General features: G+C 60.5%; 20 protein-coding genes. 9 read left to right on the forward strand and 11 right to left on the reverse strand.

Annotated features, from left to right (window positions below):
* Positions 1-2: 2 nt before the first annotated feature.
* From IB285_RS08260 to IB285_RS08270, 3 genes are read right to left on the reverse strand one after another with little or no spacing between them, the layout of a single operon-like run.
* On the reverse strand, positions 3-1,775 hold the full coding sequence (locus IB285_RS08260) for a prohead protease/major capsid protein fusion protein (protein ID WP_190787722.1): 1,773 nt from the start codon (positions 1,773-1,775) through the stop codon (positions 3-5).
* On the reverse strand, positions 1,759-3,162 hold the full coding sequence (locus IB285_RS08265; RefSeq protein WP_190787723.1) for a phage portal protein: 1,404 nt from the start codon (positions 3,160-3,162) through the stop codon (positions 1,759-1,761). Before IB285_RS08265 ends, IB285_RS08260 begins: the two co-directional genes overlap by 17 nt.
* A gap of 1 nt (position 3,163) precedes the next feature.
* Positions 3,164-3,700 (reverse strand): hypothetical protein, encoded by a 537-nt coding sequence (locus tag IB285_RS08270; RefSeq protein ID WP_190787724.1) that lies wholly within the window; start codon positions 3,698-3,700, stop codon positions 3,164-3,166.
* 472 nt (positions 3,701-4,172) lie between these two features.
* Between IB285_RS08270 and IB285_RS08275 the strand changes: the two genes are divergently transcribed.
* The gene (locus IB285_RS08275) at positions 4,173-4,367 is read left to right on the forward strand and encodes a hypothetical protein (RefSeq protein WP_190787725.1); all 195 of its coding nucleotides are present in this window, start codon (positions 4,173-4,175) and stop codon (positions 4,365-4,367) included.
* 135 nt (positions 4,368-4,502) lie between these two features.
* Here the strand turns inward: IB285_RS08275 and IB285_RS08280 are convergent, their stop codons facing one another.
* The 3 genes from IB285_RS08280 to IB285_RS08290 form a co-directional block, all read right to left on the reverse strand.
* Positions 4,503-4,952: a DUF421 domain-containing protein gene (locus IB285_RS08280; protein WP_199803350.1), complete on the reverse strand. Its 450-nt coding sequence runs from the start codon at positions 4,950-4,952 to the stop codon at positions 4,503-4,505.
* 123 nt (positions 4,953-5,075) lie between these two features.
* Positions 5,076-6,500 (reverse strand): M20/M25/M40 family metallo-hydrolase, encoded by a 1,425-nt coding sequence (locus IB285_RS08285; protein WP_190787726.1) that lies wholly within the window; start codon positions 6,498-6,500, stop codon positions 5,076-5,078.
* Positions 6,501-6,572: 72 nt separating this feature from the next.
* The gene (locus tag IB285_RS08290; RefSeq protein ID WP_190787727.1) at positions 6,573-7,796 is read right to left on the reverse strand and encodes a GGDEF domain-containing protein; all 1,224 of its coding nucleotides are present in this window, start codon (positions 7,794-7,796) and stop codon (positions 6,573-6,575) included.
* Between the two features lie 191 nt (positions 7,797-7,987).
* Between IB285_RS08290 and ettA the strand changes: the two genes are divergently transcribed.
* Positions 7,988-9,667 (forward strand): energy-dependent translational throttle protein EttA, encoded by a 1,680-nt coding sequence (gene ettA, locus IB285_RS08295; RefSeq protein ID WP_190787728.1) that lies wholly within the window; start codon positions 7,988-7,990, stop codon positions 9,665-9,667.
* Here the strand turns inward: ettA and IB285_RS08300 are convergent.
* Complete coding sequence (locus tag IB285_RS08300) at positions 9,660-10,157, reverse strand: hypothetical protein (protein ID WP_190787729.1); 498 nt, start codon at positions 10,155-10,157, stop codon at positions 9,660-9,662. The two genes, ettA and IB285_RS08300, sit on opposite strands and share 8 nt — an antisense overlap.
* 657 nt (positions 10,158-10,814) lie before the next feature.
* On the opposite strand from IB285_RS08300, the gene IB285_RS15140 reads away from it, so the two are divergent.
* Positions 10,815-12,017, forward strand: a complete 1,203-nt coding sequence (locus IB285_RS15140) for a GGDEF domain-containing protein (RefSeq protein ID WP_190787730.1) — start codon at positions 10,815-10,817, stop codon at positions 12,015-12,017.
* A gap of 20 nt (positions 12,018-12,037) precedes the next feature.
* On the opposite strand, the gene IB285_RS08310 is transcribed toward IB285_RS15140, so the two are convergent.
* Complete coding sequence (locus tag IB285_RS08310) at positions 12,038-12,622, reverse strand: pyridoxamine 5'-phosphate oxidase family protein (protein ID WP_190787731.1); 585 nt, start codon at positions 12,620-12,622, stop codon at positions 12,038-12,040.
* A gap of 197 nt (positions 12,623-12,819) precedes the next feature.
* The gene (locus IB285_RS14955) at positions 12,820-13,578 is read right to left on the reverse strand and encodes a hypothetical protein (protein WP_199803351.1); all 759 of its coding nucleotides are present in this window, start codon (positions 13,576-13,578) and stop codon (positions 12,820-12,822) included.
* A gap of 93 nt (positions 13,579-13,671) precedes the next feature.
* Between IB285_RS14955 and IB285_RS14960 the strand changes: the two genes are divergently transcribed.
* Together IB285_RS14960 and IB285_RS08325 are read left to right on the forward strand one after the other, a co-directional pair.
* Complete coding sequence (locus IB285_RS14960; protein WP_328705872.1) at positions 13,672-13,911, forward strand: RcnB family protein; 240 nt, start codon at positions 13,672-13,674, stop codon at positions 13,909-13,911.
* Positions 13,912-14,054: 143 nt separating this feature from the next.
* Entirely contained in the window at positions 14,055-14,723 is a 669-nt protein-coding gene (locus IB285_RS08325) for a prolyl hydroxylase family protein (protein WP_190787734.1), read from the forward strand.
* A 25-nt stretch (positions 14,724-14,748) separates the two neighbouring features.
* Here IB285_RS08325 and IB285_RS08330 read toward each other — a convergent pair whose 3' ends face one another.
* Entirely contained in the window at positions 14,749-16,368 is a 1,620-nt protein-coding gene (locus IB285_RS08330) for a lysine--tRNA ligase (RefSeq protein WP_190787735.1), read from the reverse strand.
* Between the two features lie 199 nt (positions 16,369-16,567).
* Between IB285_RS08330 and IB285_RS08335 the strand changes: the two genes are divergently transcribed.
* Positions 16,568-16,927, forward strand: coding sequence for a hypothetical protein (locus tag IB285_RS08335; protein ID WP_190787736.1), 360 nt, complete (start codon positions 16,568-16,570; stop codon positions 16,925-16,927).
* 31 nt (positions 16,928-16,958) lie between these two features.
* The gene (locus IB285_RS08340; protein ID WP_190787737.1) at positions 16,959-18,050 is read left to right on the forward strand and encodes a transporter; all 1,092 of its coding nucleotides are present in this window, start codon (positions 16,959-16,961) and stop codon (positions 18,048-18,050) included.
* A 76-nt stretch (positions 18,051-18,126) separates the two neighbouring features.
* On the opposite strand, the gene IB285_RS08345 is transcribed toward IB285_RS08340, so the two are convergent.
* On the reverse strand, positions 18,127-18,507 hold the full coding sequence (locus tag IB285_RS08345; RefSeq protein ID WP_190787738.1) for a nuclear transport factor 2 family protein: 381 nt from the start codon (positions 18,505-18,507) through the stop codon (positions 18,127-18,129).
* Between the two features lie 265 nt (positions 18,508-18,772).
* Here IB285_RS08345 and IB285_RS08350 point away from each other — a divergent pair, with 265 nt between their 5' ends.
* Entirely contained in the window at positions 18,773-21,463 is a 2,691-nt protein-coding gene (locus IB285_RS08350) for an ATP-dependent DNA helicase (RefSeq protein WP_234033644.1), read from the forward strand.
* Positions 21,460-22,536, forward strand: a complete 1,077-nt coding sequence (locus tag IB285_RS08355) for a helix-turn-helix domain-containing protein (RefSeq protein WP_190787740.1) — start codon at positions 21,460-21,462, stop codon at positions 22,534-22,536. The genes IB285_RS08350 and IB285_RS08355 overlap by 4 nt, the downstream gene beginning before the upstream one ends.
* Positions 22,537-22,637 lie beyond the last annotated feature (101 nt).

The raw sequence follows: 22,637 nt of genomic DNA on the forward strand, positions 1-22,637 counted from the left end.
GGTTAGGCTCCTGCGTTCCGGTAGGCGCCACGATAGTCCACCGCGCCGCAACCGAAGTCGAGCGTCACGCGGAATTCGCGCCCCAGCACTTCCCAGCCGTCGCGGCTCGAAAGCTGCGGACCCTGCGCGCTCGATAGGTAAGCGTATTCGAGAACCGGAACCGTTGCCGGATCGGCGAAGACGTACCAGGCCGTTTCGGGGAGGCGCGCTTCGACCATGAGTTCCAGCCGCCCGCTGAAGGGATTTTGTTCGTCCACGGTGGCGGCGCGAAGCTCGGCAAGCACCTTTTCGGCGGTGGTTTCGAGATCGGGCGCGATTACGAGATACTTGGGAGTCACGTTGATCGGTTGATCTCCGCCAAGCCCCTTCTGCATCCGCATGGCGAGACGCGCCGCGCTCAACGTATCGACAGATGGCGCGCCCGCGACACTGGCGAGGTTGCCATGATCGGCGTCGAAGAGCGGGTTGCCGGTCTCTTTGATCACCGGCCCAACGCCGTTCGATTCAGTGATGAGCGAGATAAGCTGATCGGCTTCGGTTTCGGCGGCGGCCTGCCCCATCATCGAAGCCCAGCGGCCTAGGGCCGCAAGATCGTCATTGATGATTGCCTGACGCGACAAACCGAAGATGCGCCCGAAGGTTTCGAGACGGTAGCCTTCGATCGTTTCCGAAGTGGTGGTGCCCTTGATCTCACCCGACTCGTTCACTTTGTCGAGCTTGCCGAATTCACCGATCTTCAGTTGCGAGAGCGGGCGGAAGTCCGGCGCATTCGTCTTTCGAGCGAGCCGCTTGATCGGCGAAGAAGCCGCTTGATAAGCGGGCATTAAAACGCGGTTGCCGGAAGCCGTGAGCAAGTTGGGGAAGTCGCTCGTGGTGTGCAGGGCGCGGTGCAGAATCTCTTCGCGAGACATGGTGTTGAGACCTGCCACCCCTGCGGCCTGAAGAGACGAGCGAGCTTGATCGATCAGCGCCATATTTGCGTAAGGTCGTGCCTCGTCGGAAGGTTCAGCACCGCCCATTCGAGCCGCCAGCCCCTCAACGCGCCGTTCAAAGATAACCGCATGATCGGGGTTCGGCCCGCGCTGCGTTTGGATGGTGGGCGTCTCGCGGTTAGCGAGGTGTTCGAACGCAGCAGCACGGGCTGCCGTGACGTCCGCGCCATTGTCGATTTGTTCGTCTGCCCAGGTCGGCTCAAGGCCAGCCGTTCGGGCAATTTCGCGAATTGCGGTGCGCGTCTGCACCACGTCCTCGCTAGGGACTTCGATGGTATCGGGCATTTCATGACTCCTGATCTTTGCGGATGGGTCGGCTGGAATTGCGACAAGGGAAACTTCGAGAATGCGCCACGCAGTCGCGGTGCGGACGCGCTGCCCCGTGTCGGAGTCAGTCGAATCTTCAAAAGCGGAAACGGCATAGCCAACGCTCACGCCGCGCAAGGTCCCTTCGCCCACCTTGGCACGGACATTCGCAGCGTCATCGGCTGCCGACAGGCGAAGAACGCCCACGAGGGCTTCACCTTCACGGCGGGCCGATTGGATGATCCCAACCACGTTCTCGCTTCCGCTCTGGCGGTGACCGTCAAGCAACGGAACGCCTTCGAGTTCAGAGAGCGCGAGCGTGCTCAGGTCCAACCTCTCGACATAAGGCCCAAGCGCATCGCGGCGTTGCACGGGCGCGCCGGTCGAAAGCACGGCCTCGACAGTCAGCGCCTCTTCGTTCCAGGTGGTGGGCCGCGTCTCGGCACGGCGGGTCACAAGATCAAGCGTCTCGGGCATCGTTAGTCTCCGTTGGGTTTGAAAGGCCTAGCTCGGCTTCGCGGGCGTGATCGGCGGCGATCTCTTCGTCCACTGCTTCGATGTTCCAGCCGAGTTCGGCGATGGCTTGGCGGCGCGACATGAGCTTAGAGTCCAGCATCTCGCGGACCGCCGCTGCGTCCTTTTGCGGGTCGACCCATGGCATCCGTGGCGGGTAAAACTCAGCGCTCACCCATTCGTCGCGCGCGCTTTCGAAGTCCGGCGCGTCCAGTTCACCGGAAAGCACCGCAGCGGTCACGGCTCGCTCGAAAATGGGCCGAACGAATTGCGGGATGAGGATGTGATTCTGGATTCGCTCGACACGTTGGCGGAAGCTCACCATCGAAGCGCGGAGGCTCGAATAATTGGCATCGCTAAGATCACCCGAAACGAGGTGCGCTGGAACGCCCAGACCACTGGCAACGGCGCGAAGCTCGGCTGCCATGAAATCGGAAGTCTGTTGCGCCTGTTGCGGAGTGGCGAAAGAAATGTCGAACCCTGCGGGGAGGTACTTCAGCGTTCCAGGTTCCAGTCCGGTTTCGAGAGTGCTGCCAATCTGATCCCCTTCAAACGGGTTTTCTCCTGAGGTCGTACCGTTTACGTCTTTGAGGAAGCCTGCGAACATGGCGGCGGTCTTCGCGCCAACGAGAAGCGCATCGGAAAGCTGATCGATCTCGCCAAGCTTCAAGAGCACTGGTGCTAGGTGTGAAATTCCGCGCACCTGTCCTGCCCCCATAGGCTGAAACACATGCAGCATTTCGCTGGCGGGAATACGGATTGGCTCCTGCGCAGTCGCGAAAAGGTCGGTCGGAACAGCGGGCCGGACCCAATAGCCGACTCGTTCGCCAGTGCTCGAAAACTCAATTCCCGCAACGATGCGAGCGCCGCCGCCAAGCTCTCTAGTCATTCCTTCATCCACGAACTCGGCTGGCACCAAGCGGATCGATAGTCCGCGTTCGCCATATGTGAGGTGCGCAAATGCCTCGCCATCGATCACGACTGATCTGGCAACAGCCGCCTGCAAGCCGAACAAATCGGTGAGTCCATCCGCGTCGGCGCGATTGCTCCACCGCATGAAGGTCTCGCCTACGGCCTTGCGAGCATTTGCATCCGAGTGGCGGGAGGCAGGGGTAATTCCTGCACCGACGAGGCCGGTGACAAGTGCTTCGACACCCGAGGCCCCGTGCGGATTGTTCGCAACCGCATGGCGCGCTCGTGAACGGATCACGGAAGCCGCTGCGAGCGTTTCAGGACCAAGGCTGCCGAAGGACGGCGTACCCTCCCAACGGCGTCCTTCGGCAGCGGCATCGAAACGTCGCGAAGCCGTCCGGCGCTCAGGCCGGAAACGATTGAGCAAAGCAGTGAGCATTTTAGGCTCGCAGTCTGCGTGCGAATGGCTCAAAAATTCCGTTGAGCGGGAGAATCAGCCGTCCGAAGAGGGGCCGACCCGAAGCTTCCATAAGCCTCTCGGTGCCCTCATTCGGTTGCGCCATGGTATAGGGAACGAAGCGAGCAACGATGTCTTCACGTCCGCGCCAAGAGAGCGTTAGCACCCACTTCTCTTCGTTCGCGATGCCTTCCACTGCACGGGCAAGGTCGTGAGCTTTTCGAGTACCAGCCTTCGGACCAAGCCCAACGGTGGAGCGGCGCACCGCACCGACGATTGCCCGCTGAAGATGAATGCCGAAATCGAACATCTCGGTGGTGGCCGAGAGCAATGCGGCTAGACAGGCCTCTTCTGCGGAAAGCAGTCGCGCCGCACGGGGATGGTCGCTCTCGGTGCTCTGGACCTCAACAAGTCCAGCCTTCAACAGCCGCTTGATACGTTCCTCATAAGCGGGAATCTTCCCGCCCTCGGAGCAAGCAACCGCAGTTGCCATTGCGATCTCGGAGATATTGAAAAGCATTGCTTGCGTCCTTTCGCGAATCATTCATAGGTTTCTGAAACCTAGAAATATGGACACCGCGAATACTTTGCCACGGAAAACGAGACATAAAACGACTCAACAGAAAGTTGAATTCTCTCCTTCCAGATCATCGGATCAGGTCATTTTTACATCCCCTTTCGGTATTGACTTCGTATTGTTGAGAGGCATTTTGAAGGAACCGCCTGGACAGCGGTAGGCCCAGCTTCGCGCGGTTGCGGCTTTGGTGTGCCTTTTCTCCGGCACCAGTCCCCAGCGCGTCGACGGAATTTCGACCTTTCGTCCGTCGGTTCAGTCTTTTCGATTGGCTTTCGAAGAGATTGATGATGGCGGGCGGTCTTTTGCTTGAGCCGCCCGCCATCTAATATCACCTTAAAAGTGAAATTAGTCGTTTACTTTCAGTTAGTTGTTTCACCGTACCCTCGCGGCAGCAACGATCGAAAGGAACTAAATTATGTCTACTGAAGCGATGACTTGGGCCGATGAAAACCAGACTGGACGAAAGCAAGCTGACGCAATCATAGACCGACTGCGCGAAACCGGTTGCCCTGTCGAACTCGTGCGAAAACTTGACCCTGAAGCAAGCGCAAGCGGGACTGAGATCGGGCTCTTCAATCGGATTGCTGAAAAACTAATACTTGCAGCTTAAAGTAACTTGGGACCGCATGGGACACTTTGGGACGTTGGGCTATTTGTTGGGCTACCTGTGGGTAAATCTCACTTTCAAGAGGGGAATATGAATCCTCTCTCCCCGACCATCATCTCTCAGCGGCTCGAGCCTCCCTCACGATGGATCAGAGCGGACGTTTTCGATAAGTCGCTCATCCAGTTCTTCCCCATGAAGCACCGATACGTCGCCGGTAGTCTCCAGCACGACCGCGCGCACTTCGCTGAAGTCCATTACGTTCGCTTCGCGAAGTTTCGCGATCAGGTCGCTTTCGGCAACACGCGCCTTGGTCATGGCATCGCGCAAAATCTCACCATCGCGCATGAGCATCAGCGGCTCATTCTGAGCGATTTCCTCGAAACTGTCGGAGGATTTGCGCAAGCGCGCCGAAAACGCCTGAGCAAGGATAAGCGCCGCCATCGCGATCATCGGCTGGCTGAAGCCGGACCAATCGCTCGCCTGCGCCGCGCCTGCCAGAAGGCTCCCGAGCGCGATAGTCATAACGAAATCGAAATTCGTCATCTTCGATAGCGAGCGAAGACCGTTGATCCTGATGAGCACGGTCATCCAGATGAGCGCGACTGTGCCCAGGACCAGGCTGCGGACAATAAGGTCGATTTCGGTCTGCGAAGTGAAAATGGCCGTTCTCCTAACACTTAAGAGAACGAACGCGGCGCCGGATGGGTCCGCTTACTCCTGCATGATGTCGGGAGCCGAAGGTATCATTCCGCCTGTCTTGATCGAGCGTTCCTCATTGGCGAGGATTCCCACGACTTGCGTCCACACCGCGACATTCTGGCGCAATTGCTCGGGATCGATCTTGTCGAGCGTGTCGTCGGGCGTGTGGTGATAATCGAAATAGCGGGTGCCATCCTGCTGCAAATCGATAATCGCGCCTTCCTGATCGCGAACGATATTGAGATCCGCGCCGCCGGTGGCAACGACGCTGGAATTGGCGACACCAAAACGCGCGACCGCTAGCCGAATCTTGTCATGCAAATCGGGGTTGGTCTCGCGGAAATTGCTTTCGAAGCGCCAGATACGGTCCGCGCCGAAATCGCTTTCGATCCCGACCGCGATCGGCTCATCGATATGCGCTTCGCTATAGGCCGTCGAACCGATCAGGCCGACCTCCTCTGCCCCTGCGAACAGCACGCGGATCGTGCGTAGCGGCTGCCCGGTGTGGGAGACGTGCAGCGCCGCGGCGGCGATGATGCCGCACCCTGCCCCGTCATCGAAAGCGCCGGGGGCGTTCCACCAGCTGTCGATATGGCAGGCGAGCAGCACCGGCGGCAGTTCAGGGTTGCGGCCGACGATTTCTCCAACAACGTTGCCGCTCATCGTGGTGCCGAGGCTGCGCGGATTGAGCTCCAGACGAAGCGTGAGCGGGCGATCTCCCGCCCGATCGAACATGCGCTCCAGATTGGCGGCGTCCGGCAGGCTCAGCGCAGCAGCCGGGATCGGCGTTGCGGAATCGCCCCAGCGCGTGGTGCCGGTGTGCGGGTTGCGGTGGTAATCGGTGCCAATCGACTTGATGAGGATCGCCGCCGCCCCCTTGTTCGCAGCGACAGTCGGCCCGGCGAAGCGCGGCAGGCCGAATTGTCCGTAATGCGATCCGTCCATGGAAACGCGCATTTCGTGGCTGACATAGGCGATCTTGCCCGCAAGGCTGCCGTCTGGCGCGGCGAGCAATTCTTCGAAGCTTTCAAACTCGACCAGTTCCGCTTCGATCCCGCCCTCCGGCGTTGCGGCGCTGGAGCCGAGCGGCTGCACCGTCAGCGGCTGCGGGAACGGTGCCGTGATCTCCGCCCGGTGAATATCCCCTGGCACCCAGGTTTCCATCTCAAACGGCTCGTTGGCAACGTTCTGAAAACCGTTTTTGGTAAGCCACGCCATCGCCCAATCGCGGGCCCGCGCCTCTGCCTCGGTCCCCGCCTGCCGCGGGCCGACCTCGGTCGTGATCCCCTCGACGAAATCCCAAGCTATCGTGTCCTGCGTTAGCGTCGCATCAGCCATCGCTTCGAGCGACATGCTGGGTTGCTCCTGAGCAACAGACGTCGCGGTGAGGGACAGGGCGGCGAACGCGCCGGCGAACGGCAAGGTGGTCTGTTTCATGGCTTTGCTGCTAAGTGAGACGCCCAAGCCTGTAAACCTTGGAGCGCGCGGGAACAGTGCGTACGCAGTGTATCAGCCCGCGGCCACGTGCACCGCGCCTTCGCGTACGTCATCAGCGTGCCCGTGCTGCTCAGGTTCACCACATGCCATCTGCCGCTCTGCGTTCTCGACGCGGTTTCGTCCGCTTGCCTTTGCGCGATAAAGTGCCTCGTCGGCTCTTGCAAAGAGCTGCGCATACCCCTCGCCTTCGCGCGCGGTCGCCACGCCAAAGGAAGCCGTAAGCCGGATGCCTTCGCCCAGCGCTGTGTGTTCCTGGCTTCCGAATGCCATCCGGATACGTTCGGCGAGGTTTTCGGCTGCGCGATTGTCGCAATTCCAGACTGCGATGCAGAATTCTTCACCGCCGATCCGGCCGGTCACGTCATGGCCTCTCACCCGGCTTGCGATGAGGTTGGCGAAGGACACGATGGCGGCATCCCCTGCCTGATGCCCCCAGATGTCGTTGACCTGCTTGAACAGGTCGATGTCGGCGACGATCAGGCTCAGCGATGCCCCTTCCGCATGGGCGCGCGGTAACATTGCGCGCGTCTCGATCTCGAACACCCCGCGGCTGCTCAGCCCGGTCAAATCGTCGCGGTTGCCGCGTTCGCGCAGTAGGTCGGCCCATTCGGCAATCGTCGCTCCGATCAGCACCATCGCCGTCGAAATCGATTTGACTGCAAGAACCAGCCCGATCAGCGAGTAATAGATGGAATCGCGATAAACCGCGACGTCGATCGACCTCTCGAACATCAGCGTCAATGTAGGGCGGATCAGGAAATCGGCCGCCTGGATGGTAAGAACGATGATCAGGGCGATATCGAGCGCTTCGCGCCGCCGCGCATTGAGCAGCGTGGTCACACCCATGGCGAACATAACGCCGTAGCCGATATTCACGATCAAGAGTCGAGGATCTGCCTCGTCCGAAATCGACACCGCCAGAGTCAGCACCGCCGCCGAGATCAGATAGACCGCGATCATGCTCTTGATATGCAGCTTTTGCCCCACCCGCTCGCATACCGATGCGAGCAGCACGATCGCACCGAAACTGTAGAAGAATTGCGTGGCGTGAAACAGGAAGAGTGAGCTTGCCGGAAGCAGGTGCGTGATCAGAAACCCGATCGCGAACGAAGCATAGGCGATCGCATAGCCCAGCACGTGCCGACGCATCCCACCGACACGCCACATGATCGCGAAAGTAATCCCGATCACGACCGCTATCAGCGGCGTGATAAATCCCAGTATTTGCGCTTGCATTGACCCGGCCAGCCCCCTTGATCCCGGACTAGCCCGGCAAGGTTAATACACGGTTGAGAAATGCGTGCCGATTTCGGTATGGTCCGGGCTGTTCGTCAAGCGCCGCCAAGCTTGCCCCGCGCCCGTTTGCGCACTATCTGCGCACTCAAGCAATTCTCTTACAGATTCCCGATCCAAAAGGACGACCCCAGATGGCCGCGCAATACGCCTATGTCATGAAGAACATGACCAAGACCTTCCCCGGCGCTCAAAAGCCGGTGCTTAGCAACATCAACCTGCAATTCTACCAGGGCGCGAAGATCGGCATTGTCGGCCCGAACGGTGCGGGCAAATCGACCCTGATGAAGATCATGGCGGGGATCGACACCGATATCACCGGCGAAGCATGGCCGGGCGAAAACATCACCGTCGGTTATCTGCCGCAGGAACCGCAGCTCGACGAGAGCAAGACGGTGCTCGAAAACGTGCGCGAAGGTGCGGGCGAAACCGCCGAAATGGTTGAGCGCTTCAACGCGATTTCCGCCGAGATGGGCGATCCGGGCGACGACACCGATTTCGATGCGCTGATGGAAGAAATGGGCGTGCTGCAAGAGAAGATCGATGCGGTCGACGGCTGGACGCTCGACAACCAGCTCGAAATCGCGATGGAGGCGCTGCGCTGCCCGCCTTCCGATGCGCCAGTTACCAACCTTTCAGGCGGTGAGAAACGCCGCGTGGCTCTCACCCGGCTGCTGATCCAGAAGCCGTCGATCCTGCTGCTGGACGAGCCGACCAACCACCTCGATGCAGAAAGCGTCGAATGGCTCGAAAACCATCTGAAAGAGTATGCCGGCGCCGTGCTGATGATCACGCACGATCGCTACTTCCTCGACAATGTGGTGGAATGGATCCTCGAGCTCGATCGCGGCTCGTACTATCCATACGAAGGCAATTACTCCACCTATCTGGAGAAGAAGGCGAAACGGCTCGAGCAGGAAAGCCGCGAGGAATCCGGGCGGCAGAAAGCGCTCTCGCGCGAGCTTGAGTGGATCAAGCAGACGCCCGCCGCGCGCCAGACCAAATCGAAAGCGCGTATCCGCAAGTTCGAACAGCTTCAGGAAGCGCAAAACGACCGCAAGCCGGGCAAGGCGCAGATCGTCATTCAGGTGCCCGAACGCCTTGGCAGCAAGGTGATCGAGGCGAACAACATCTCCAAAGCCTACGGCGACAAGCTGCTGTTCGAAGACCTCTCCTTCAAGCTGCCGCCCGGCGGTATCGTCGGCGTGATCGGCCCGAACGGCGCGGGCAAATCGACGCTGTTCAAGATGATCACGGGGCAGGAAACGCCCGACAGCGGCACAATCGAAATCGGCGACACCGTGCACCTCGGCTATGTCGACCAGAGCCGAGATGACCTCACTCCAACGAACAATGTCTGGGAGGAAATCTCCGACGGGCTCGATTACATGCAGGTCAACGGCCACGACACCTCGACCCGCGCTTATGTCGGCGCATTCAACTTTAAGGGTGCCGACCAGCAGAAGAATGTAGGCAAGCTGTCCGGCGGCGAGCGCAACCGCGTGCACATGGCCAAGATGCTGAAACAGGGCGGCAACGTTCTGCTGCTCGACGAACCGACCAACGACCTCGACGTCGAGACATTGGGCGCGCTCGAGGAAGCGATCGAGAATTTCGCCGGCTGCGCCGTCGTCATCTCGCACGACCGCTTCTTCCTTGACCGCCTCGCAACGCACATCCTCGCATTCGAGGGCAACAGCCATGTTGAGTGGTTCGAGGGCAACTTCGAGGCGTATGAAGAGGACAAGCGGCGGAGGCTTGGGGATGCGGCGGATCGGCCTACGCGATTGGCTTATAAGAAGCTGACTAGGTAGATCGACCCCATCTTTCGTCGTGACATGCACCTCTTTTGACAAGATTTTCGCTAAATGTAGTGCGCCCGTTCGTGATCGACCACATCAGAAAATAGTTTGGCTCTTCCCGCCATCTGAAACGAAGAGTCCCGCCTTTGGCCTCGCCCTTGTCGGGAATCGAAATGTCAGTACCGAAGATCTCATGTCGAGGAGTTCCGTACTTTTCGGTTATCCTCTCGACGAGCGTTGAGAATGCAAAGAAGTCAGGCGCATAATGGCGGTTAATCTGAACAACCTTGCCTTCACAAATGCTTATCCTGAGGTCATCATGAACAAGCCGGTAGCCATGCGTGGTCCATGTCTCATGCACCGCCGTCTCTCGCACTGTCGGCGGGATCTGCTCCTCGCTAAGTCCGATCGTTATCCCGTCAATTTTGTCGATCTCCCATTCGTCGAAAAAATCAATCGGGCTTGCAGCGAGAAAACTGCTTACAAGCAAAGTAGAGAACAAACTTCATCTCCCATAGTTGAGTACTTTGAAGATTTACCTCATTTAACAGATCGCCCTCACCCCTGAATTTATCCGGGGCGTCCGTTCTTTTTGGGCGGCTGTGAGTACGGATTAACTGTATTTCCGGCTAAGGGCCAGGATGATGTCGGAAAGGCTCAGCCTCTTGGACTTCCGGCTCGGACGACGCGCACTTCATGGGTCAAATCGAGTAATCGACGAGAGCCCCTCAGCTTAGACTCGCTCTCTTCGCCTAGTCCAATTTCCATCCGCGGCGACAGCGTTTGTGGCGTTTTTCCCACTATAATTGGATCGTTGATCTTTTTTAGCTTATTGGCCCATACAACCACTTGAGCTTGGATCTCGCTTAAAGATCAGATCGAGTACTGTCGCAATGTGGGCTTGCATGTCTCGCAAGGGTCCAGAGTTATCCCGACAATGATTGTGCCTCGGTAACGGTTGGTCATTAGGTAGACCCGTCCGTCATTTGTTTCGCGGTCCATAGGAATACGAAGAAATTAAGTGAGGTCCCAGGTCAGGCGCCGGGCGGCGATGACCAGGTCGGCATGGCGCTAGGCTCCACCACAATAAGCCCTCGTCCTAAGCACTCCGTTAACCAAAGGCGTCTAAAGCATCCTGACCAAAGGACGGTAAGGACGCGTGCAGCAACTCATTCTCGGATTGATCAACCCGCTCGTCGCGGTGATTTTTTCGGTCACATTCCTCTTGATGTGGCTGCGCAATCGCGCGCGTCTGGACCTTGCGGCGTTCGTGGTCTCCTATGCCATGCTCGGCATCGGCTTCATCATTTCGCATCTGGGGCATTTGAATTATTTGCCCTCCGTGGTCCCGATCACGCACATACCATTTTCCGTGGGCACTATCGCGCTGGTTGCTGGTCTATGCATGCGAAGCCGGTTCAAGACACCCTGGCTCGGACTGATCGGGGTATTTCTAGCTAGCGGCGTACTGCTGCTCGTCGGTCATTCCGCGTCATCGAGTGTCGTCGCCAGCCTCTACATTACCAACACCGCGCATGGTGTGATGATTGTAATGGGCGCGCAGATCATGGCCCGCCGCCCGCGCGAAACCATGTCGGACAAGATTGTCTTCGCGATGGTCGTCATCGCAGCAGCGCAGTTCTTCGTCCGGCCGGCTTTCTCCTTCATCTTCGAAACCGGAATAAACGAAGTCGCGTTTCGAGAGACGATCTATTACTCCGTGCTCAACGCGACCATCGCGCTCGGCTCGCTGGTCCTCGCGTTGACATTGATCGCGGCCAGCATTCAGGACGAGTTCCGCAACCAGCGCACCGAAATGGAGATCGATCCGCTGTCCGGCCTGCTGTCACGCCAATCCTTCGAGACCAAGGTCGAGGAGGTGCTTGCCGCGGGCGTGGAGGAGGATACCAAGGCGGCACTGATTATCGCCGATATCGACCACTTCAAGAACGTGAACGACATTTGGGGGCACCAGACCGGCGACCGCGCCATCGCGGAATTCGGTGCGCTGATAGCTCGCGAGATCCGTTATTACGACCTCGCCGGGCGCATTGGCGGAGAGGAATTCTGCATCCTTATCCGCAACGCCGATACGGAGGCCGCGCTTGGCCTTGCGGAGCGTCTGCGCCGGAAACTGTCTGCGACGCAGATCGAGGGCATGAGCGACAATGTCCGCCTCACCGCAAGCTTCGGCGCGACCCATCGAAAGGGCGCGGAAAGTTACAAATCGATGTTCACGCGGGCGGACAAGGCGCTTTATGTGGCGAAAGACACGGGCCGGGACCGGGTGATCATATCGGAAGATCAGACTTCTGAGCGCGAAGACACCCCCGCTAAAGGTTCGCGCCAGGCCGCAGCTTAGGCAACGCTACCAAGAAGCGCTCAGGGAGAGACCCAGCGCCCGTCCCACTCACCGTCCTCTCCGCGCATGAACTGCGCCCGGACGTGACCGGTATGCGCAAGATAGGACCAGTCGAGCGCGTGTAGCTCCACCAGCAGAACCGCGAAGTTCTCGCGGGCCGGTATCAATTGCTCGTCGCTCGGTTCGCTCCCCTCGAATTCGGGCGGAAGACCGGATATCGGCTCATCGGAAAAGGTGCCCGGCCCTTCTCCCAGATAGCAACGCCGTGCGAAATTATCGCCGCGCTCCCACGCGCTGTCCGCAACCGGGCCGCTGCGCAGTATCCTGCCCTCGCCCCGCGCTCTGATCTGGACCTTGGCCGGCTTGTCATAGAACAGCACAGCCATGCGCGGATCGGCCTCGATCGTGGCGACCTTCGGCGCGCGGGTATCGGTGTGAAAGCGCAAGGTTCGGCTCTCCGCATCGAATTCGCGCAGCACCATCGTCCGCGCATCGATATCGCTGGTGACAACCGCAGGCGTATGCATGGGGCACTTGCGGTCCTTTGCCGCATTGGTCAGCCGGTCGATCAGGTCGCGGGTCACGTCTTCGAAGGTATGCAGCATGGTGCCCGCGCAATTGGCGCTTTGAGTCAGTTGGTCAAGCCGTTAAGAAAAGTACGCGCTAACATTAACGCAAACCTAAACGACCGGTTAAGGGTCAGGACAGCGACTCGTCGGTAGATCACGTTCTATCGAAAGGACTTATCAATGCCGTTTGTGGTGGGGCGGCGACACAGGAGGCACTCTTGAATATCACTTTGTTATTGAAGGGTAGTGCACTGTCGGCTCTCGCTTTCGCGTTGGCTCTCGTCGCACCACCCGAAGAAGCGCACGCCGCCACGGGCGCTATAGAGGCCGGAGAGTCGGCCTCGGACGCACAGCCCGAAGGGCGGCGCGACAGGCGTGCAAACCGGCGCGGTGAGCGCCGTGAGGCCCGCCAGAACCGCCGTGCAGGCGACCGCAGGCCTGCTCGCATCGATCGCCGTGATCAATGGCAAGGCCGAGGTGACCGAGCGAACCGCTCCGAGAGGCGCGCGAACCGAGTCGATCGCCGCAGCGAGCGCAGGGCCGATCGGGTCGATCGCCGGAGCGAACGCCGCGCTGACCGAGTTGAACGGCGCGGTGACAGGCGCGCGGACAGGTTGGACCGGCGCGGCCGCGATCGTGCAGCCGACCGAGTCGATCGCCGCAGCGAGCGCAGGGCAGACCGGATTGACCGCCGCGGAGACCGCAGGGCCGACCGTATCGAGCGTCGGGGTGATCGCCGCGCGGACCGGATCGACCGGCGCGGTGACAGGCGCGGCTTTCGCGATCGCGGCTTTGCCGACCGGGTAGAACGGCGTGTGGACCGCGCCCGCGACCGCGGCTTCCGCGACGGCAGGCGAGCAGAACGCCGGGATTTCCGACGTGATCGGCGTGACTTCCGTCGGGATCGCAGAGACTTCCGGCGCGACAGGCGTGACTATCGCCGCGATTTCCGGCGAGCCGATCGTCGGGCTTACAATCGCGGGTTCCGCCATGGCTATCGCAACGGCAATTTCCGCCGCTGGGATCGCGGATGGCGCAGCCACCGCCGGTACAACTGGCGCGGCTGGCGCGGTTCGAACCGCCACGTGTTCCGCCTGGGCCGGTACTACGCTCCGTTCCGAGCGCACCGGTACAACAGGTTCCGCGTCGGGTTCTTCCTCGACAGCGTGTTCTTCCAGCCGCGGTACTACATTCATGACCCATGGGCTTATCGACTGCCGCAGGTCTACGGTCCCTATCGCTGGGTCCGGTACTATGACGATGTCGCACTTGTAGACATTTACACTGGCGAAGTGGTCGACGTGATCTACGACTTCTTCTGGTAACACCCCCAACCTTCTCATCGCCTTCACGATGAGGCACAGGCCCCCGCCGGAGCGTTTCGGCGGGGGCATTCTTATGCAGACTGTTCGTTTGCAAGGACGCGCGCCTTGTTTGCACCGCCATTGCCAATTGCTAATCACCGCGCATGGCAAAAACGGAAGTGATTCCCGATCAGGCCGCGCTCAAACGGCTCGGCAAAAGCGTTCGTGAGCGGCTCGAAGCCGATCCCGGCGCGTACAAGGTCGAAACCGACAAAGCCGATATGTTCGCGATTGGTGATTTTCTGAGCGCGTCGGAATGCGAACGGCTGTGTGTGATGATCGATCTCGTGGCGCGGCCCTCGTCGCTGCATGAGCTCGGATACGAAAGCGGCTTTCGCACGTCCTATTCGGGCGATCTCGATCCCACCGACAGTTTCGTGATGGGCATATCGCGCCGGATCGACGATCTGCTCGGCATGAACCCCGTCTGCGGCGAGGCAATCCAGGGTCAGCGCTACCTTCCCGGCCAGCAGTTCAAGCCGCACAATGACTGGTTCTACACCACCGAAAAATATTGGGAGCTTGAGCGTAAACGTGGCGGACAGCGCAGCTGGACCGCGATGGCTTATCTCAACGAAGTCGAGGAAGGCGGCGGTACGCACTTCACCGAGATTGGTATCAATGTGGAACCGAAACCGGGCGTGTTGCTGGTCTGGAACAATGCGCTGCCGGACGGCAGACCCAACGAAGCGACAATGCACGCCGGCACGCCGGTGCTAAAAGGCACCAAATACGTCATTACAAAGTGGTACAGAACGCGCACTTGGAAGTAGACGGGCGCTCCGCGAGGTGCGTCAATCAGGCTCTCGCGAGCGCCTCCGCGATCAGTTTGCGGCTCGGCTCGATCCCGTAAAGCGTGATGAAGCTGCCCATGCGCGGCCCCTGCTCGCTGCCCAGCAATGTCTCGTAAAGCGCACGGAACCAGTCGCGCAGGTTTTCGAAACCAAACTCCTCGCGCTTCCCGATCTCGTAAACGATGGTCTGCAGGTCCTCGGCAGAAATGCCGGGTTCGACCTTCGCAAGCTCATCATCCAGCGCTTTCAAAGCCGCCGCCTCACCGCCCTGCGGCGCTCGCTTCTTGAGCGTCGGGGCGATGAATACGCGGTTGTAGTTGATCGCCTTGCCAACCAGCAGATCGAGCTCGGGATGCGCGGCAGGATCGGCATTCTCGATGTAATTGTCGAGATAGGACCACACCGCGTCCTTGCTCGCTTCCGCGCCCAGCACGCCGACAAGGTTGAGGAGCAGGCTGAATGGTACCGGCAAGCTGTCGCCCGCACCGGGTGCCTCTGCATCTTCATGTCGCTCATTTGAGCGCAGCAGGTGCCAAGCAGCATTGCCGAGCTGCTTGTCGAGAGGTTGTTCGGTAAGCCTTTCGCGAAACTGCCAGTAGTCATCGACTGCACGCGGGATCACGCCCGAATGTAGTTGCTTGGCGCTCTTCGGGTTGGCGAAGATGTAGAAACCGAGACTGTCCTCGCTCCCATAGTCGAGCCATTCGTCGATCGAGAGGCCATTCCCCTTCGACTTCGAGATCTTTTCGCCCTTGGCATCCAGGAACAGCTCGTAGATCAGGCCCTCGGGCTTGTTACCGCCGAGCACGCGGGCGATCTTACCCGACTGTACGCCGCTGTCGGTCAGGTCCTTGCCGTACATTTCATAATCGACGCCGAGTGCAACCCAGCGCATGGCCCAGTCGACCTTCCACTGGCATTTCGCCTGACCGCCCAGAGCGCTCTGTTCGATCACGCTGCCATCCTCATCGGTGAAGCGGATTGTGCCTGTTTCAGCGTCGACGACTTCGATTGGAACCTGCAGAACCACACCGGTGGTCGGGCTAATCGGCATCAGCGGCGAATAGGTCTTGCGGCGCTCTTCGCCGAGGGTGGGCAGCATGATGTCGAGGATCGCATCGAAATTTCTCAAAACGCCGCGCAGAGCCTCGTCGAACGCACCGGAATTGTAGCGGTCGGACGAGCTCACGAATTCATAGTCGAAGCCGAAGCGATCGAGGAATTCCCGCAGCATCGCGTTGTTGTGCGCAGCAAAACTGTCATGGGGCGAGTTGAAGGGATTGGGTATGCGCGACAGCGGCTTGCCCAGATGCTCGGCCAGCATGTCCTGCTGCGGCACGTTGTCGGGCACCTTGCGCAGGCCGTCCATGTCATCCGAGAACGCGACGAGCCTTGTTGGCGCTCCACCGCTCAGTGTTTCATAAGCCCGCCGCACCAGCGTCGTCCGCAGCACTTCCTGGAACGTGCCGATATGCGGAAGGCCAGATGGACCATATCCCGTCTCGAACAGCACCGGCGATCCGTCCGGTTTCCCGTTGCGCAAACGCTTCGCGAGGCGCTGCGCTTCCTGAAAGGGCCATGCCTTGGACGAACGGGCTGCTTCGATCAGATCATTGGTGCTCATAGTGGAGCGGCTTTTATGGAAGGCTGTGAATGTTGCAAGCGCGAAGACTCACTTGCCGGATTGCGGACGCTGGGCAACTCACGCAAGAGTAGCAGTAGAAGCGGCTTCGGTCTCGCTGTCGTGGAGAAACCGCAGTAACGAAATCGCGTGTTGCACACTGGTATTGCGCACAGGGGCGTTTAGGCTAAGGCCTTGTGCGATGGCGAAGTCCCAGCATCCCGTCCTGCTTGCTCTCATGGTCCTTGCGATCGCCGTGCGAAGCGCGTTCGGCGCACCGTGCTGCATGGAGATCCCGCAATCGGATCAGAGCGTAGCCGCCGAACACGCGCATCACTCCGTAAACCCCAACAATTCCGATGATCCGCACGGCCAGCACGGTGACAATCCATCAGCCAATCCGTGCTGTTCCGCATGCGGGCCAACCCTTCCTCCAGAGTCCGCACCTTTCGCGGCGCTGGCTGCAATCCGCGATATTCCCGAGTCCGCACCGATCCGCGCGCTCAAGACCCGTCCGCCGTTCCCAGCATACGAAGCAACCGGACCGCCTTTCCTGACCTGAAAACCGATTTTCAGATTTCAGGAGGAATTCAATGAACGCGTTTATCAAGGCGGGCAGTGCGCTCGCCATTACCGGTGCCGTGTGCGCCGCCACACCTGTGTTTGCCGAAGAAGGTCACGAGGATGGCAAATCGAGCGGTGTCAATGCGCTCGACCACGCGCCGATCGGCGTGATGGGTGATCACCGCCATGCAAAAGGCGAGTGGATGATCAGCTACCGATTCATGCATATGGACATGGCGGGCATCCAGATCGGCACCGACGAAGTTACGGCCGAGCAGGTCGTAACCACGGTCCCGAACCGCTTCTTCGGTGCGCCGGGCCAGCCGCCCACCTTGCGCATCGTGCCGACCTCCATGCGGATGGATATGCATATGGCGGGCGCGATGTACGGACTGTCCGATCAAGTGACGCTGATGGTGATGGGCAATTACATCACGAAGGAGATGGACCACACCACTTTTGCAGGCGGTATGGGCACCGATGTGCTCGGCACGTTTCGGACACGCACGGCGGATCTGGGCGATACGAAATTGGCAGCGCTGATTGGGCTGACCGATACGGTCCATCTCAACGCAGGGATTTCCATCCCGACCGGCACCATCACAGAGGAAGACGACATCCTGACCCCGATGGGCGGGACGCCGACCGTTCGCACGCCCTACCCGATGCAGATCGGGTCGGGCACATGGGACCTTGAGCCAGGCATCACCTATATCGATCGCAGTGATGCGTTCGGTTGGGGAGCGCAGGTCAGGGGCACGATCAGGCTGGGCGACAATGACGAGGGATACTCATTCGGGAACCGCGCGATGGCGACCGTCTGGGGCCAAGCTTCGCTGTCGCCAGCAGTGGCTTTGTCGGGCAGGATACAGGCCGAAACACTCGGGCGTATTGACGGCATCGATCCGCTGATCCGGGGTCCGGTGCAAACCGCAAATCCCGATTTTCAGGGCGGTGAGAGCGTGACCGCGTTCGCTGGGATCAATTTTGCGGCGACAGCCGGTACCCTGAAGGGGTGGCGACTAGGGATCGAAGGAGGCTTACCTGTCGTGCAGGACCTCAATGGCCCGCAGATGCCGCTCAATTACAGCTTCACCATCGGCTTGCAGAAAAGCTTCTAGGGCGCGCCCCTATGGTTTCGTTGACCAAGGTTGGGGCGTGGCCAGATGGCTGCGCCCCTTCCTGCCATAACTCCGCTCAAATCCTGCCGTAGACCTCGGTTATCTTGCCGTTCTCCACGACGTATTCGGAATAGGATTGAATGGGAGTGCCGTCGGGAAGGAACTCGCGCACCGTCAGGTAGACCCTCTCGCCGGTCCAGCCGCTATCCAGTATCACTGGATCCGGCAATCCGAGCTCCACGGCTGTTTCGAAGGTTTCTCGCAACTGGCGATGTCCAACATTGGCGTACCCGTTGACCACGACGAGAACATCTGGCGAGAATTGCGCAAGCCATCGGTCCAGATTGCGCGCACGATACGCATCGATCGATCGTTGCACGACTTTTGCCGCGGCGTTCATCCGGGCTTCGTCCGCGCGATCGGCCGCACTCTCTTCGATCTGCTCGCCAGCAGCCATGGCGGGAGCAGCGAGGAGTCCCGCAGCGGCAAGTGCGCAAGCAACCGAGAATCCACGTAATTTCTGCATAATCCCCCCTATCCAAGCCGACCATCACGCCGAATCGTTTACATTCCGTTCCCTGTCCCGCATTCCTCCTGTAGTGACAGCGACCACGCCCCCTTCGGAACCGATCCCGCTTCCTGCGCTCCATGCGAGCCATGGCGGCAATTGGCTCCGCCCACCGAATGGCGAGACCGGCGCGGTCTCGAAAGGCGATGCGATCATGGCCGCATCGGATACACCGGTCTTGCTGATCAATGCGCCGCTGGTGGCAAACCGGCTCGGCTATCCCGACCTTTCGGGGCTCGACCTGCTGGAGCTCTTCGCATTCGTCCATCCGGCGCGGTTTTGCGTGCCGACGCCGCGCGGCTTGGCGCAGGCACTGGAAATCGATGAGCCTGCCGGTGACGAAGATGTCCCCGCTTTCCTGCAACGCACCGCCGGGGCGCTCGTTACAGCATGCGAGGACCCCGAATGGTTCGAGCGGGAGGGTGCGTGGAGCGCGCTGCAATCGATGGAGCGGCTGCGCTGGCCATGGGCGGGAGTTCTGAAACCGCATGTCGCCAGGCCCGAGCGCGCCGAGAAATGGCTGTTTGCAACCCTGCCCGAATGGGAAGAATCGCCCGAGCGCGGATCGCCAAGGCAGGTGGAGCTCCCCGAAGATGACGTGCTCCAACAGCTTGATCACCTTACCGGAGAGGGATCGGAAAAGCGCGAGGGACAACGCGCCTATGCAAGGGAAGCGGCGCGTATTTTCGCGCCGCGCGATGCGCGCGACCTGCCGCATCTCGCTCTGGCTCAGGCAGGTACGGGTATCGGCAAGACGCTTGGCTATCTCGCGCCTTCCTCTCTATGGGCCAATGCCTCTGGCGGGACAGTCTGGGTTTCGACCTTTACGAAAAACCTGCAGAGGCAGCTTCGCAGTGAGAGCCGCCGCGCCTGGCCGATGAAGCGGCCTGACGGCACACCGCCTGTGGTGGTGCGCAAGGGGCGCGAGAATTACCTCTGTCTGCTTAATCTGGAGGACGCCTTGCAAGGCGGCTTCGCAAGTCGTCCCGCGATCCTGGCGCAGCTGGTGGCGCGCTGGGCGGCGTTCACGCGCGATGGCGATATGATCGGCGGCGACCTGCCGGGCTGGCTTGGCACGCTGTTTCGCAAGCGGGGGATTGCCGCGCTCACCGATCAGCGCGGCGAGTGCATCTATGCCGGGTGCCCGCATTACCGAAAGTGCTTCATCGAGCGCGCTGGGCGGGACAGCGCTCAGGCAGACCTCGTCATCGCCAATCACGCGCTCGTTATGGTCAATGCAGCGCGGGGCCGCGACCATGCACAGCGCCCCACCCGGCTGATTTTCGATGAGGGGCACCATGTGTTCGAGGCAGCGGATTCGACCTTCGCCGCCACGCTCAGCGGCCAAGAGGCAATCGAGCTTCGGCGCTGGATCATGGGGCCAGAGCGCAAGAACAGAGGCCGCCGCCGCGGGCTCGCCGCGCGCCTCGCCGATGTCGCGAGCTACGACGACGATGGCGGCGAGGCGATAGAAGATGCGTGCGAGGCAGGCGCTGCGCTTCCGGGCGAAGGCTGGCTCCAACGCCTCAACGAAGGCGAACCCTCAGGGCCGATCGAAGCGCTGCTCTCTGCGGTGCGTGCCGCAACCTATGCCCGCGATGAAAGCGCCAACAATTCGCGCGGGCAGGAAGCCGGGTACGGGATTGAAACCGAAGCATCCGGGCTTCCGGGCGAAGTGATCGAGGCGGCGGGCGGCGCTGCCGAAGCGCTGGCTGCCATCCGCACGCCGCTGATCAAGCTTGGTGGCCGGCTCGAGGCGATCATGGCCGACCCGCCCGACTGGCTGGATGGTCAGGGCCGCGCCCGCATCGAAGGTGCGCGGTTTTCGCTGCAATGGCGGGTCGATCTTATCGCAGCCTGGGAATCGCTCCTCGCCCGACTTGGCGGACCGGCCGATCCCGAATTCGTCGATTGGCTCGCGGTGGATCGCAGCGATGCGCGCGAATTCGATGTCGCCATCCATCGCCGCTGGCTCGATCCGATGAAACCTTTTGCCAAGGTCGTTCTTGAGCCCGCGCACGGGGTGATGCTCACCAGCGCTACGTTGACCGACCGGATCGGCGCGGATGCGAGCGATGCGCAGGATGCGAAATGGCAGACCGCCATCGCGCGATCGGGCGCGGCGCACATCGAAAGCAAGCCGCTGCTTTCCGCCGCCGAGAGCCCGTTCGATTATGCCGCCCGCGCGGAAGTGCTGATTGTCACCGACGTCAAGAAGGGCGATTTGCCGGGCCTTGCCGGAGCCTATGCGCGCCTGATCGAAGCATCGGGCGGCGGCGTGCTTGGGCTCTTCACCGCGATCCGCAGGATGCGCGCGGTCCATGGCCGGATTGCAGACCGGCTTGCGCGAGAGGGGCTGCCGATCTTCGCTCAGCATGTCGATCCTATCGACACCGGAACGCTCGTCGACATCTTCCGCGACGATCCGCGTGCCAGCCTGCTGGGCACCGACGCGCTGCGCGACGGAGTCGACGTGCCGGGCCGGTCGCTGCGATGCGTCGCGCTGGAAGCGGTGCCATGGCCCCGCCCCGATATCCTGCACAAGGCACGCAGAGCGGCCTCGGGCTCCGGCAGCCAGTACGATGACCGCATCATTCGCGCGCGGCTGGCCCAGGCATTCGGCCGCCTCATCCGGAACAGGGACGATTCTGGGCATTTCGTCGTCCTGTCCTCCGCTTTTCCGAGCCGCCTGCTTTCAGCGTTCCCGCAAGGCATTGCCATCCACCGCCTGACGCTCGACGAAGCGCTTGTCCGCGTGCGCGACGGGCTGATCGGTGAAAAGCAGACCGAAGCTGTCCAAAATGCTGGCGAACTGGACGACAATATCCCAGATTGGCCGCAATGATCGAATTGTGGGATTTCTACCTCAGGCTGCTGGCGATGGGCGCTGCCCTAATGCTGATTGCGCAGCTTGTCGCCGGTGACGCGCGCACAAGCATGAAGGTTCCGCTGGTTGGCGCATTGGTGGGCGGCAGCGCCTACCTTCTCAATTCCAGCGTGACCCTGCTTGGCGAGGGGCCGCTCGATCCGTTCATCGACCTGTTCGCGATCTCGACGCCGTTCTGGGTATGGCTGTTCGCACGCCGACTGTTCGAACGTGACGCAGAGCCACGTATCATTTACGCGGTCGCCGCGCTGATCGTCGCCGCTTGGTTCATTGGCAGCTTTGTTCCCTTCACCGGGCGCGCGGGCTTCCTGATCCTCCATTTCGCCGCCTTGGGCCTTATGGCTGATCTCCTGCGCGTAGGGCTGTTCGAGCGCGGCGACGATCTTGTCGAAGAACGCCGCGCCATCCGGTTGTGGCTTCCGCTGTTCGCCGCGGCGCAAACGGTCGCGATCATGGTCTACGAATTATACGAGCTCTTCGCGGGCTTGAGCCGGAACATCCCGATAATCGAATTCACCGTCGCCCTGATCATGTTCCTGATCATCCTGTTTGCCGGGCTTGCTTTGCTGCGCACCGTGGGCGAATTGCTGGGCGAAAGACCCAACGATGCGGAGACCGAGCAACCCGAAACGCTCGACCTAACGCCGCAGGAAAAGGTTCTGCACGAAAGGCTCGAGGCGGCGATGGCCGATGGAATCTATCGCGAGCCGGGGCTGACTATCGCCGCGCTAGCGGAGCGGCTCGATACGCCCGAGCACAGGCTTCGTGCGCTCATCAACCGGCGATTGGGGCACCGCAACTTTTCCGCCTATCTCAATCGTTACCGCATCACCGAAGCGCGCGAAAAACTCTCGCGCGCCGAGGATGTCGACCTGCCGGTGCTCACAATCGCAATGGATCTCGGCTACAATTCACTGCCGACCTTCAACCGGGCTTTCCGCACTGAGACAGGAACAACACCCAGCGAATTCAGACGTTTATCCTTCAACGATGATGGGGTGAACAGCAGCGAAACGGCTGTTCAAAACTGAAAAACTTAAGTCGATTTCGAAATCGACCGAGATTTTTCGCTGGTGAGAGGAAAAGACGCGATAGGTCCGCCATTCCTTTGTCGTCATCCAACAGAGGGATA

The organism is Erythrobacter rubeus (genome assembly GCF_014705715.1).
In the GTDB taxonomy this organism is placed as follows: Bacteria; Pseudomonadota; Alphaproteobacteria; order Sphingomonadales; family Sphingomonadaceae; genus Erythrobacter; species Erythrobacter rubeus.

Bases quoted from the DNA above. Each gene is read 5' to 3' on its own strand.
- IB285_RS08260 (WP_190787722.1), bottom strand. From the start codon at position 1,775: ATGCCCGAGACGCTTGATCTTGTGACCCGCCGTGCCGAGACGCGGCCC.
- IB285_RS08270 (WP_190787724.1), bottom strand. From the start codon at position 3,700: ATGCTTTTCAATATCTCCGAGATCGCAATGGCAACTGCGGTTGCTTGC.
- IB285_RS08350 (WP_234033644.1), top strand. From the start codon at position 18,773: ATGGCCGCATCGGATACACCGGTCTTGCTGATCAATGCGCCGCTGGTG.
- IB285_RS08340 (WP_190787737.1), top strand. From the start codon at position 16,959: ATGAACGCGTTTATCAAGGCGGGCAGTGCGCTCGCCATTACCGGTGCC.
- IB285_RS08275 (WP_190787725.1), top strand. From the start codon at position 4,173: ATGTCTACTGAAGCGATGACTTGGGCCGATGAAAACCAGACTGGACGA.
- IB285_RS08325 (WP_190787734.1), top strand. From the start codon at position 14,055: ATGGCAAAAACGGAAGTGATTCCCGATCAGGCCGCGCTCAAACGGCTC.
- IB285_RS08345 (WP_190787738.1), bottom strand. From the start codon at position 18,507: ATGGCTGCTGGCGAGCAGATCGAAGAGAGTGCGGCCGATCGCGCGGAC.
- IB285_RS08355 (WP_190787740.1), top strand. From the start codon at position 21,460: ATGATCGAATTGTGGGATTTCTACCTCAGGCTGCTGGCGATGGGCGCT.
- IB285_RS08335 (WP_190787736.1), top strand. From the start codon at position 16,568: ATGGCGAAGTCCCAGCATCCCGTCCTGCTTGCTCTCATGGTCCTTGCG.
- IB285_RS08285 (WP_190787726.1), bottom strand. From the start codon at position 6,500: ATGAAACAGACCACCTTGCCGTTCGCCGGCGCGTTCGCCGCCCTGTCC.
- IB285_RS14955 (WP_199803351.1), bottom strand. From the start codon at position 13,578: ATGGCGGAACCCGCGATTGTAAGCCCGACGATCGGCTCGCCGGAAATC.
- IB285_RS08310 (WP_190787731.1), bottom strand. From the start codon at position 12,622: ATGCTGCATACCTTCGAAGACGTGACCCGCGACCTGATCGACCGGCTG.
- IB285_RS08290 (WP_190787727.1), bottom strand. From the start codon at position 7,796: ATGCAAGCGCAAATACTGGGATTTATCACGCCGCTGATAGCGGTCGTG.
- IB285_RS08330 (WP_190787735.1), bottom strand. From the start codon at position 16,368: ATGAGCACCAATGATCTGATCGAAGCAGCCCGTTCGTCCAAGGCATGG.
- IB285_RS08265 (WP_190787723.1), bottom strand. From the start codon at position 3,162: ATGCTCACTGCTTTGCTCAATCGTTTCCGGCCTGAGCGCCGGACGGCT.
- ettA (WP_190787728.1), top strand. From the start codon at position 7,988: ATGGCCGCGCAATACGCCTATGTCATGAAGAACATGACCAAGACCTTC.
- IB285_RS08280 (WP_199803350.1), bottom strand. From the start codon at position 4,952: ATGACCGTGCTCATCAGGATCAACGGTCTTCGCTCGCTATCGAAGATG.